At 42.5% G+C, this 12,510-nt stretch carries 12 protein-coding genes; all 12 read right to left on the reverse strand.

Annotation, left to right across the window (positions count from 1 at the left end):
- Nucleotides 1-56: 56 nt before the first annotated feature.
- Entirely contained in the window at nucleotides 57-854 is a 798-nt protein-coding gene (gene lpxA / locus KDJ85_RS02690) for an acyl-ACP--UDP-N-acetylglucosamine O-acyltransferase (protein WP_225818375.1), read from the reverse strand.
- 1 nt (nucleotide 855) lies between these two features.
- Nucleotides 856-1,308 (reverse strand): 3-hydroxyacyl-ACP dehydratase FabZ, encoded by a 453-nt coding sequence (gene fabZ / locus KDJ85_RS02695; RefSeq protein WP_047756012.1) that lies wholly within the window; start codon nucleotides 1,306-1,308, stop codon nucleotides 856-858.
- Between the two features lie 129 nt (nucleotides 1,309-1,437).
- Nucleotides 1,438-2,475 (reverse strand): UDP-3-O-(3-hydroxymyristoyl)glucosamine N-acyltransferase, encoded by a 1,038-nt coding sequence (gene lpxD / locus KDJ85_RS02700; RefSeq protein ID WP_225818376.1) that lies wholly within the window; start codon nucleotides 2,473-2,475, stop codon nucleotides 1,438-1,440.
- A gap of 3 nt (nucleotides 2,476-2,478) precedes the next feature.
- Entirely contained in the window at nucleotides 2,479-2,973 is a 495-nt protein-coding gene (gene skp / locus KDJ85_RS02705; protein WP_206083755.1) for a molecular chaperone Skp, read from the reverse strand.
- An 89-nt stretch (nucleotides 2,974-3,062) separates the two neighbouring features.
- Nucleotides 3,063-5,477, reverse strand: coding sequence for an outer membrane protein assembly factor BamA (gene bamA, locus KDJ85_RS02710; RefSeq protein ID WP_225818377.1), 2,415 nt, complete (start codon nucleotides 5,475-5,477; stop codon nucleotides 3,063-3,065).
- A 41-nt stretch (nucleotides 5,478-5,518) separates the two neighbouring features.
- Complete coding sequence (rseP, locus tag KDJ85_RS02715) at nucleotides 5,519-6,871, reverse strand: sigma E protease regulator RseP (protein WP_225818378.1); 1,353 nt, start codon at nucleotides 6,869-6,871, stop codon at nucleotides 5,519-5,521.
- Between the two features lie 8 nt (nucleotides 6,872-6,879).
- Nucleotides 6,880-7,740, reverse strand: coding sequence for a phosphatidate cytidylyltransferase (gene cdsA, locus KDJ85_RS02720; protein WP_225818379.1), 861 nt, complete (start codon nucleotides 7,738-7,740; stop codon nucleotides 6,880-6,882).
- Nucleotides 7,741-7,749: 9 nt separating this feature from the next.
- A complete protein-coding gene (uppS, locus tag KDJ85_RS02725; protein WP_225818380.1) occupies nucleotides 7,750-8,505 on the reverse strand; it encodes a polyprenyl diphosphate synthase in 756 nt (251 codons plus the stop codon).
- 186 nt (nucleotides 8,506-8,691) lie between these two features.
- A complete protein-coding gene (gene ispC / locus KDJ85_RS02730) occupies nucleotides 8,692-9,885 on the reverse strand; it encodes a 1-deoxy-D-xylulose-5-phosphate reductoisomerase (RefSeq protein WP_225818381.1) in 1,194 nt (397 codons plus the stop codon).
- A gap of 147 nt (nucleotides 9,886-10,032) precedes the next feature.
- On the reverse strand, nucleotides 10,033-10,590 hold the full coding sequence (frr, locus tag KDJ85_RS02735; protein ID WP_125890289.1) for a ribosome recycling factor: 558 nt from the start codon (nucleotides 10,588-10,590) through the stop codon (nucleotides 10,033-10,035).
- A gap of 108 nt (nucleotides 10,591-10,698) precedes the next feature.
- Entirely contained in the window at nucleotides 10,699-11,427 is a 729-nt protein-coding gene (gene pyrH / locus KDJ85_RS02740) for a UMP kinase (protein WP_206083748.1), read from the reverse strand.
- Between the two features lie 217 nt (nucleotides 11,428-11,644).
- The gene (gene tsf, locus KDJ85_RS02745) at nucleotides 11,645-12,496 is read right to left on the reverse strand and encodes a translation elongation factor Ts (RefSeq protein WP_206083747.1); all 852 of its coding nucleotides are present in this window, start codon (nucleotides 12,494-12,496) and stop codon (nucleotides 11,645-11,647) included.
- Between the last annotated feature and the right edge of the window lie 14 nt (nucleotides 12,497-12,510).

Raw genomic sequence — 12,510 nt, forward strand, 5'->3', positions numbered from 1 at the left:
CACCGAAATTCGCTCCTTAATAAAGGCCTAGTCACGTTAACCACAGTACCTTGTGATTAACGGATAATACCACGCTTAGATTGTGCAGAATCTTCTAAGAAATCACTAAACACTTTAACATGTTCGTTTACTTTTGCCGCTTCTGCGATTTCTTCACGCGCTTCTTCTAATGATTTACCTGAACGATACAACGTCTTGTATGCATTACGAATAGCATGCAGTGATTCTTTTTCAAAACCACGACGTTTTAAACCTTCAAGGTTTAAGCCAAATGGTGTTGCATGGTTACCTTGTGCAATAACATAAGGAGGCACATCTTGTGCCACACCAGAGCAGCCACCAACCATAACATGAGCACCAATTTTACAAAATTGATGCACCGCAGTCATGCCACCTATAATCGCGTAATCGCCTAACGTGACATGGCCACCAAGGGTTCCGTTATTTGCAATAATGCAGCGATTACCAATGATACAATCGTGAGCTATATGCACGTTAACCATCAATAGGTTATCGTCACCCACTTTTGTTAGGCCAATATCTTGGACGGTACCACGGTGGATAGTCACGCTTTCTCTAATGCGGTTTCTATCACCAATTTCAACACGAGTTGGTTCGCCTTGGTACTTCAAGTCTTGGTTAATTTCACCGATTGAAGCAAACTGGAAAATGACATTATCGCGGCCAATTTTAGTATGGCCATTAACGACAACGTGAGATTTCAGCTCAGTGCCTTCGCCAATTTCAACATTCGCGCCAATATAACAAAAAGGGCCAATACGCACATTGGCTCCAATAATCGCACCCTCTTCAACAATGGAGGAAGGATGGATATAGGCAGTATTGTCAATCATATCAGACCTCACGGCGACGGGCGCACATCATTTCTGCTTCGCAGGCCACTTCTCCATCAACTTTTGCAACGCCTTTAAAACGTGCGACTCCGCGACGTTCTTTAATAAATTCAACTTCTAAGACCATTTGGTCCCCAGGTAGAACAGGACGTTTAAAACGTGCATTGTCTATCGCTGCAAAATAATACAGTTCACCCGGCTCTAATTTTCCGACGCTTTTAAATGCTAGAATACCTGTTGCTTGCGCCATTGCTTCTAAAATTAAAACACCTGGGAAAATCGGTTTACCAGGGAAATGCCCTTGGAAAAATGGCTCGTTGAAGGAAACATTTTTAACTGCGCGCAAAGATTTGCCTTCTTCAAAATCCAATACACGGTCAACCAAAAGAAATGGGTAACGGTGTGGAAGGAGCTCTAAAATTTCTTCAATATTCAGAGTATGATTATCACTCATCGAAATACTCTTCCTGTCTATTAATACGGTTATTATTAACGAATCGGCCTGCTTTAACCTTAAATTAGGTTAACTGGCAGGCCGGAAAACGTAACTCAGATAACTATTTTAGCCTGAATTACAAAATGATTACTGATTTTTTTGATTTTGGCTATCTAATTCACGTTCAACATTTTTCAGTCGCTTATTCATCTCATTGATACTTAAGACTAAAGCAGCTGTTTTACGCCAAACTTTATTAGGTTGTAAAGGGATGCCTGAAGAGTAAACACCAGGTTCAGTGATAGGACGCATGACCATTCCCATTCCCGTTACTGTGACCTTATCGCAAATTTCCATATGACCGTTGATCACACTCGCGCCACCAATCATACAGTAACGGCCGATTTTTAAGCTGCCAGCCATAATTACGCCGCCAGCAACTGCGGTATTATCACCAATAATGACATTATGTGCAATTTGGCACTGGTTATCGATAATAACCCCATTGCCAATCACTGTGTTATCAAGTGCACCGCGGTCAATTGTTGTACTTGCGCCGATCTCAACACGATCGCCGATGATCACGGTGCCTAATTGTGGGATTTTGATCCAATTACCGCGATCATTTGCATAGCCAAAGCCATCTGACCCGATCACAGTACCTGATTGCACCAAGCAGTGTTCGCCAATTTCAATATTGTGGTAAACGCTGACATTTGCCCATAAACGAGTGCCAGCCCCAATACGTGTGTTTTTACCCACAAAACAACCCGCGCCAATCACCACGTTATCACCCAGTACAACACCACTTTCGATAACGGCATTTGCGCCAATTGCGACATTTTTACCGAGTGTTGCATCATTGGCAATCACTGCGGATGCATGAATATCTTCAGCCGGGCTTGGCGTGGTATCCATGATTTGTGCCATCCGTGCATAGGCTAAGTACGGGTTATCAACAACCAGTGCTGCGACTTTGCAGGATTCGAGATCTTTTGCTGTGAGAACCACTGCAGCAGCTTGGCAATCGGCCAATTTGTCGCTGTAACGGCTATCAGATAAAAAAGTTATCTGTTGATTATTCGCTGAATGCATAGGTGCAATACTGGTGATGACGATATCGCCATCACCATGTAATTGTGCATTCAACTGCTGAGCAAGATCAGCCAATCGAATTGAAGACATCTATTATTTAACCTGTTTTTGAACCTGACTCGTGATGTCGATGCTATCTTTTGCATATGCAACTGCGTTTGCATCGATAACGACATCGTAGCCTTCTTTAGCGGCAACAGACTTAATAGAGTCCTGAATACGAGTTAAAATCTTATTACGCTCTTCACCTTGACGACGACGGTTGTCTTCTTCAAATTTCTGCGCTTTTTCAGCAAAAGTGTCACGTTTAGTCATGAGTTCGGATTCAAGTTTTTCGCGCTCGCTTTGCTTCATGGTAGCACCATCACGACGCAGTTTTTCTACGCGTGATTGCAGGTCTTTTTCCAGATTCTGCAATTCAGTCGCACGGCTTTTGAATTCGCTTTCAAGCTGTTTAGCAACGGCTTCACGCGCAGGCATATTTTGGAAAATTTCACCAACGTTTACGATAGCGATTTTTTCAGCATAAGCCCCCGCAGACATTGCTAAAGCAATACTCACACCCGCTGCACACAACAATTTTTTCACACTAAACTCCTTAGCCCATATGTATGGTTGGAAATTTTGGTTGCCCCCATAACATTATGGGGGCCTTCATAGATAGAAACTGGACTAGATTACCACGTTCTACCAATATTAAATTGGAACTGTTCTGATTTATCCCCTTCGTAGTCCTTAATCGGCTGCGCATAAGAGAAGACCAGAGGTCCAAGTGGGGACATCCACTGTAAAGCCACACCCGCTGAAGCACGGACATTAGACGCCTTACCGTAGTCAGGCATACCCGCGCGCCAATCGGATGGAATACTATTCCAGTTAGTATCCCATACAGTACCCGCATCAACGAAAAGAGAGGTACGAACTGAGTTCGAATATTTCTCATCGAGGAACGGTGTAGGGGTAATTAACTCAAACGATGCTGCATACATGGCATTACCACCAACTGCATCACTCGATGGGCTACCTGGCTCAGGACCATCTTTTCCATTAATTTTCTTCAAGTAAACCGCTTTCGGACCGATATTGTTCGAGCGGAAACCACGAATGGTACTCGAACCACCCGCATAGAAGTTTTCATAGAATGGCATTTGCTTGCTGCCGATACCGTCACCATAACCTGCTTGAGCACGACCCAGCACAACCCATGTTTCATCTTCATTTAATGGATAGTACTGCGCAGTATCAAAACGCAACTTATAGTATTCGTTATCAGAACCAGGAATAGTCACTTTACCAGAGACATTCGTTTTATTACCTGAAGTTGGGAAGAAACCACGGTTTAACGAGTTGTAAGTCCAGCCTAAGTTAAGCGTAAAGTCATCCGCATCAAAGCTTTCTTTATTACGGCCATTTTCTGTAATTGGTGGATTTTTCCCCATAGAATCAAGGTAATCCCACATCGCAGCTTGAGCACGCATATCAGAAAGACGGTTATGAACATAACCCGCACCCACACGGAAAGAGTTATTTTCATTGAATGGGAAGCTTAAGAAGCTATCTAAGCCATACGTTTTGTTGTTATAGCCAGACAGGTCAGCATCTTTCGCACTAAAGTCGTTATAGAAAACGCGACCACCCAAGCTCACACCATTAACAGTGAAATAAGGGTCAGTAAAGGAGAACTCAACGTTAGTTGAATAGTCATTTTTACTTGCGTTGATACCAACCGCGTTACCAGTACCTAACCAGTTATCTTGCGTAACACCGACTTGGAAGCTCACGCCACTTTCTGTACCGAAACCGATACCGAAGTTCATCGAGCCTGTATTACGTTCTTTAACTTTATAGATTACATCAACTTGATCAGGGCTGCCTGGCACACGCTGAGTTTCAACATCAACAGTTTCGAAATACCCTGTACGATTCAGACGTTCTTTACCAAGCTCGACAAGGTCATTCCCCAGCCATGCTCCTTCCATTTGACGCATTTCGCGACGTAGGACAGTATCTTTACTAGTGTCATTACCTTGGAAACGAATTTCACGAACGTAGAAACGGTTACCTGCATCAATGTTCAGATGTAATTTAACTGTTTTATCGGTGTCGTTAATTTCAGGCTGAGTCATCACTCGTGGATAGGCATAACCATAACGACCAAACAATTCTTTGATCTGGTTTTCCATCCGCGTCACTTGCGCACCATTGTATAACTCACCTGGTGTAATTGTGATCAGCTCTTTGATTTCATTTAAATGTTCAGCCGTATTACCATTAATTTCAACGCCAGAAATTTTGTACTGGTCGCCTTCAGTAATGTTAATCGTGATGTAAATACCTTTTTTGTCTGGGGTCAGACTAACTTGGGTAGAATCAATATTAAAACGTGCATAACCGCGATCAAGGTAGAAACTGCGCAGCGTTTCTAAGTCGCCCGCCAGTTTTTGCTTCTGATATTTTTGGTCTGCCGCAAGGTTCCACCATGGGACATCATCACGTAATTGCAGCTTGTTAACCAATTCAGCAGTCGTGTAGTTTTTGTTCCCCACAATGTTAATCTGCTGAATTTGCGCAGAAACACCTTCGGAGAATACAAATTTTAAATCCACACGATTACGCGGTAATGGTGTCACAACGGCTTTCACTGTCGCGTTGTATTTACCCACACTGTAGTAAAAGTCTTCTAAGCCTTTTTCAATATTCGCGATTGTCGTGCGGTCAAGTGCCTCACCCACGCGGATATTTGAAGCCTCCAAGTTCTGCTTGAGCATATCGTCTTTAACAGATTTATTACCTGTAAACGTGATGCTTGCGATGGTTGGCCGCTCTTTAACTTGAACGATCAGCGTGTTTCCATCACGCAGGACCCTAACATCTTCGAAGTTACCCGTTGAAAATAATGATCGAATCGAACGACTAATATCGTCGTTATCAATCGAATCACCCACCCTAACAGGCATGTTCAATAATGCTGCACCAACGGCGACGCGTTGTAGACCTTCGAAACGAATGTCTTTAACTACGAATCCGTCTGAACCGTATGCAGTGGCGCTGCCTAGAAGCAGCGACGCTATGAGCAACTTTTTCATCGCCATCGTTGTTATGCGTATTCCTTACTGGTCCCCAGCTTACAAAATTAGAAGCGAGAGAAATCATTAAAAAGTGCAAGTCCCATTAACAGAATCAATGCCATTGCACCTATCCGAAAACTAAAGTCTTGTACTCGCTCAGACACTGGACTTCCCTTAATTTTTTCAATTAATAAGAAGAGCAAATGCCCCCCATCTAAAACAGGCAAGGGAAACAGATTGATGATACCTAAATTCACGCTAATAAGCGCAATAAACATCAAATAATATACCAAGCCTGATTCGGCTGATACCCCCGCTCCTTTCGCGATAGATATCGGACCGCTTAAGTTATTGAGTTTGACATCCCCAACAACCAATTTACCCATCATGTTGACCGTTAGCTTCATCAACTGCCACGTTTTATCACTTGCTTGGTAAAACGCAGAAAATGGCCCGTATTGCTGTACCATTTTATATTCATCTGCCAACGGTAACACTGAAAGTTCCACCCCCGCAAATCCAATTTTCTCACCACGCTGCCCATCTTGGCTATCTGGCGTTAAGGTGAGTGAAATACGTTGTGAAGAACGTTCAATCTCTAATTTTAACGGTGTTCCTGGATTCATACGAATAATTCGAGTCACAGGGTTCCAATACCCAAGTTCCTCACCATTAACACTCACAATTCTATCGCCTGGAATTAAGCCCGCCCGTTCACCAGCTTGACCTACGGTTACTTTTTGAATCACAGGGTCGATTCTGACTGAAACTGGCATAATGCCCAGTGACAAAATCGGATCTTGCTTTTCAGGGTCAAATTTCCAGTCAGTTAAATCAACTGTTTTAGTTATGGGTTCACTATACCCTTGTGGCAACACTTGCGCAGTTAACTCGCGATCACCTATTTTACCAACTAATGCTAAGCGCGCCGAATTCCAATCAGGTGTTTCGATACCATCAATGGATTTTAGTTCCATTTTTGGTTCAAAATTCGCAACTGCTGCAATCGAACCAGGTTTTATATCCTCAATAACTGGCTTCACAGAAGGAACACCAATCATAAAGACTATCCAGTAGACAACAATAGCCAACAAAAAGTTCGCAATTGGACCAGCACTAATAATTGCCGCGCGTTGCCCTACCGTTTTATTGTTAAATGCTTCATGTCGGCGTTCAGGAGAAACGTCACCAACACGTTCATCCAACATTTTGACATAACCGCCCAGCGGGATTAACGCCAAAACAAACTCAGTACCGTGTTTATCTACTTTACGCCACAACGTTTTACCAAAACCAATGGAGAAACGCTCAACATAAACGCCACAGCGGCGTGCAACCCAATAATGGCCAAATTCGTGTACGGTTATCAGCACACCAATTGCAATAATAAATGCCGCTAAGCTCCAAATAAATCCCATTTATCTTCCTACAGCCCAAAGCCGTTAAAAATTAACAAATTCAGCCCAGCAAATACTGGAATTGCTGCAGTTAAGCTATCGATACGGTCAAGAATACCACCGTGACCAGGGATTAAATGACTACTGTCTTTAATACCAGATTGGCGCTTAAACATACTTTCCGTTAAATCGCCAAATACAGATACTACAACAACAATAATTGAAGTCACTAGCAAATAATCTGGCATAGCAGGGATTGGCGCATATGCACTAAATACCCAAGAAATAATCCCGGCAGTGATTAAACCACCAACGAGGCCTTCCCACGTTTTGCCTGGAGAGACTTTTGGGGCCATTTTATTACGGCCAATCGTACGACCAAAGGCATAAGCACCAGAGTCCGCTCCCCATACCAATAACATGACATACAGTAGCCACCATGCACCAATAGCGGTGTCATTCTGGTAGCCCACGGTACGCAGTGCCATCATTCCGCAGTAAAAAGGGATTATAGTTAATACCCCAAATAATAAGCGAATAATAACAGACTTACCCCATGAAGCTGATGCTGGATAAGTGACAACAAGGATAATAGCAACCCCCCACCAGACCAGCCCTGCCCATAGTCCATAAAGGATCATTGGCGCATTGGATAATACCGTGATGTCAGGGATTGAAAATTGTATTGCAAGTAATATTGCAGCAAAAACAACCGCTAAGCTAATTCGTTTAACTTGTGAATGCCATCCTGCAAATTGCGCCCATTCCCAAGCACCTAGTGCAGAAACCGCAATCACAACTAAACCAAAATTCGCTGGAGAAAGAAAAAACAACGCCGCAATAACAATTGGTATCAATACTATCGCAGTAAGCAAACGATATTTCAGCACATCTATCCCCTATTCTTTGACGAGTTCGTCATCTGATTCAGCCCCACCATAACGACGCTCGCGCTTACTAAATGCATCAACCGCATCCTGAAACACCATTTCATCAAAATCTGGCCACAAAACGTTGGTGAAATAAAATTCCGCATAAGCGACTTGCCATAATAGGAAGTTGCTAATTCGATGTTCTCCCCCTGTTCTGATGACTAAGTCGACATTCTCTTGGTCATGCATACAGATTGAGTTATTAATAGAGTCTTCATTGATATCATCAATAGAAAGCTCACCACTTTGCACTTTTGCAAAGATTTGCTTCACACTGTTGGCGATATCCCAGCGCCCACCATAGTTCGCTGCAATATTTAATATTAAGCCTGTATTGTTTTGCGTCAGTGCTTCTGCTTTATCAATGCGTTTTCTAAGACGCTCGCTAAAGCGGTCAATATCCCCTATCACTTTTAATTTAACATTGTTCTTGTGTAGGTTTTTGACTTCATTATCGAGTGCAAAAACGAATAATTCCATCAACGAACTGACTTCTTTTTCAGGCCTTCGCCAATTTTCACTGCTAAATGCATAAAGCGTGAGCGAGCTGATTTTATTTTTTACCGCAAAACGCACAGAGTTACGTACAGATTCAACACCTGCCTTATGGCCTGTTATTCTGAGTTTTCCTCTCTGTTTTGCCCATCGCCCATTACCATCCATAATGATAGCGACATGCTTAGGCATCATCGATTCAGAGAGATTTTCACCACTAGAGTTCATTAAATGTTAATCCTTGTGAGTACCGCTTTGAGAATACCACTCAATAATAACCACTATTATTAAGTTTGCTGATAAGACACATCCTTAATTCTCTGCTAAATACTAGGTTATCTTTCTTTTTTTAAACGCATCACATATTAAAGATAAATTATGGTTATCAGCAACTAAATAAATCACATACCAAGCTTAAACTGTCTGAGCGATTATTTTTATCGCATCACGACGTGCACATTCATCGATTTCTAAGACCTCTTCAATAGAAACAGGTTCAGAAAAAACTTGGTTTTCTAATATTTTGTGATTAATTTTCGCGATATCTGTAAAACGAATTTTCCCTTCAAGGAACGCCGCTACCGTCATTTCATTTGCCCCATTTAGTGCTGTTGTCGCTGCTTGCCCTTGATGACACGCATCAATAGCAAGTTTCAAACAAGGGTAGCGCTGATAATCAGGTTGCACAAATGTTAATGATGAAAGGCTAGCGAAATCAAGCGGTTTTGCACCTGACATAATACGCTGCGGGTAAGCCATGCTATACGAAATTGGGGTGCGCATATCAGGGGTACCAAGCTGTGCGATGACACTACCATCTCGGTATCTCACCATTGAGTGGATCACCGATTGTGGGTGAATAATCACTTCCATCTGTTCAGCATTTGCATTGAAGAAATAACAGGCTTCAATATATTCTAGCCCTTTATTCATCATAGTCGCTGAATCAACTGAAATTTTACGTCCCATCGACCAATTCGGGTGATTACACGCTTCATCTGGCGTCACGTTATCAAAGTGCGATAGTGGCGTATCTCTAAATGGGCCACCTGAGCCTGTTAAAACAATACTGGAAATACCTGAAGCCGTTAAATCAGCAAAACCTAAGTTAAGCTGAATAATTTCAGGTAAACTTTGGAAGATAGCATTATGTTCACTATCAATTGGAAAGACTGAGGCATTATGTTGACGAATCTCATTAAAGAATAAACGGCCACTGGTAATTAAAGACTCTTTATTCGCTAATAATATTCTTTTACCTTTGCGGATCGCTGCCAAAGTGGGTAATAACCCAGCAACACCCGTAATTGCTGACATCACTTGGTCTGCCTCATCAAGGCCTGCAAGGTCAATTGCCGCTTTTTTGCCCGACAACACTTCTGTTTTGTTATTATTCTCAGATAAAATTGCCCGTAACGCCTTAGCCGATGACTCATCCGCCATGGCGGCATATTTCGGATTAAACTCAAGACACTGCTTGGCCATTTCGGCAACATTTTTACCTGCAACAAGGGCAAGAACTTGGAATTTTTCAGGATTTTGACGAACAACAGAAAGTGTATTAGTACCAATTGAACCTGTTGAACCCAGGACTGTCAGACGTTTCATAGTGATCAGATACTCTGTATTAATTCAATACTGAGATTATATCAGCTTAGTGATAAGAAAGGATTTTTTAATGGGTACGAAAAATAATAAAGCCACGCTAACGCACACTTTTCGAGCTTACGTTGGTGGCTTTACTACCAAGATGGATTAAAACTCCATCAACTCTGCTTCTTTTTGCGCTAGTGATTCATCCACTTTCTTGATGTAGTTATCAGTCAGCTTTTGAATGTCATCTTGTGAACGACGCTCATCATCTTCACTGATTTCTTTATCTTTTAGCAGCGCTTTTACTTTGTCATTAGCGTCACGACGCACGTTACGAACAGCGATACGACCTTGTTCCGCTTCACCACGAACCACTTTAATTAAGTCTTTACGACGTTCTTCCGTTAACGGAGGAAGTGGAACACGGATAACGGTACCAGCGGAAGATGGATTCAAGCCTAAATCAGACGCCATAATCGCTTTTTCAATCGCAGGTGACATGCTACGGTCAAAAACAGAAATAGCTAATGTACGTGAATCTTCAACTGTCACGTTAGCTAATTGGCGCAATGGTGTCGCTGAGCCATAATATTCAACAGTGATACCATCTAATAAACTTGGAGATGCACGGCCTGTACGAACTTTGCTGATTTGGTTTTTGAATGCTTCAAGGCTCTTTTCCATACGGTCTTGAGCATCTTTTTGGATTTCGTTAATCACGTTTTCAACCCTTAAGAACTGATTATTAAAGGCCGCAATGCGACCTCGCTTAAATTGTCTGAATTTATCTTAGATAATACATTTAAACTCAGGCTGTGTCTCTGAGTATTAGTTGTGAGAAATCAGAGTACCTTCGTTTTCGCCCATGACAACACGGCGTAATGCACCTGGTTTATTCATATTGAAAACACGAATTGGTAAGTTATGATCGCGAGCTAATGTGAAGGCAGCTAAGTCCATCACTTTTAATTCACGTTCCAAAACCTCTTGATAATTCAGGTTTTCATATAATACGGCATCAGGGTCTTTTGCTGGATCAGCTGAATAGACACCATCAACTTTTGTGGCTTTTAACACAACATCCGCTTCAATTTCAATACCGCGTAAACACGCTGCAGAGTCTGTTGTAAAGAATGGATTACCTGTTCCCGCAGAAAAAATAACAACACGGCCGTGACGTAGCAAGCTGATGGCTTCCGCCCAGCTGTAATTATCACAGACGCCGTTTAATGGAATAGCAGACATCAGTCTTGCATTCACATAAGCACGGTGCAAAGCATCGCGCATAGCGAGTCCGTTCATCACCGTGGCTAACATACCCATGTGGTCGCCGACAACACGGTTCATACCAGCTTGTGCCAAACCAGCACCACGAAACAGGTTACCACCGCCAATAACCACACCGACCTGTATACCCAGTTCTATGAGTTCTTTGATTTCCTGAGCCATACGATCTAAAACGCTAGCATCGATACCAAAACCTTCTGCGCCTTGTAAGGCTTCGCCACTTAATTTAAGCAGAATACGCTGATAAACGGGTTTTGCATTGGTAGCCATGGTGTTCTGTCCTAACAGATTATTTATTGTGGTAACATACGCAGAACACGCAGGTTCTACATACCTAAATTTGAATAGATTTTTAAACCTTAATTACCCACGTAATATTTCAAGCCAAAAGATAACGTTGATGGTCTCTCATACCCGCTAACTCATGTTTGTTTACTTGAAAGAAACGTGAATAAAACAGAGCCGCCAATTGGCGGCCCTTAGTTGATTACTTGCTCATCGCAGCAACTTCTGCTGCAAAGTCAGTTTCAACTTTCTCGATACCTTCACCAACTTCGAAACGAAGGAAACCAGAAACAGTAGCACCTTTCTCTTTCAGTAAGTCACCAACAGATTTGCTTGGATCCATAACGAAAGGTTGGCCAGTCAAAGAGATTTCGCCAGTGAATTTGTTCATGCGACCGATAACCATTTTTTCAGCGATTTCGCGTGGTTTACCTGATTGCATTGCGATGTCTAACTGAATTTGGTGCTCGTGAGCAACAACATCAGCTGGAACGTTGTCTGGAGTCACATATTCAGGTTTGCTTGCAGCGATGTGCATAGCGATGTGTTTCAGTAATTCTTCGTCTGCGCCTTCGCCAGCGACTAAAACACCAATACGAGCACCGTGCAGGTAGCTACCTACTTGTGCGCCTTCCAGAATAGCAACGCGACGAATATTGATGTTTTCACCAATTTTCGCAACTAATGTTGTACGAGCTTCTTCGAATTTTGCTTTCAGCGCGTCGATGTCAGCATTTTTATCAGCAACAACAGAAGCTAAAACTTCTTTACCGAATGCTAAGAAACCTGCGTCTTTAGCAACGAAGTCAGTTTCACAGTTCAGCTCAACCAGAGCACCTGTTTTACCATCGTTGAAAACTTCAGTCAGGATAACACCTTCAGCTGCAACACGGCCTGCTTTTTTAGCCGCTTTTGCTTGACCTGATTTACGCATGTTATCAATCGCTAATTCGATGTCGCCATTAGCTTCAACAAGTGCTTTTTTACATTCCATCATACCTGCGCCAGTACGTTCGCGCAGTTCTTTTACCAATGCAGCGGTAATTCCAGACATGTGATTTATTCCTC

The organism is Providencia vermicola, assembly GCF_020381325.1.
Classification (GTDB): Bacteria; Pseudomonadota; Gammaproteobacteria; order Enterobacterales; family Enterobacteriaceae; genus Providencia; species Providencia vermicola.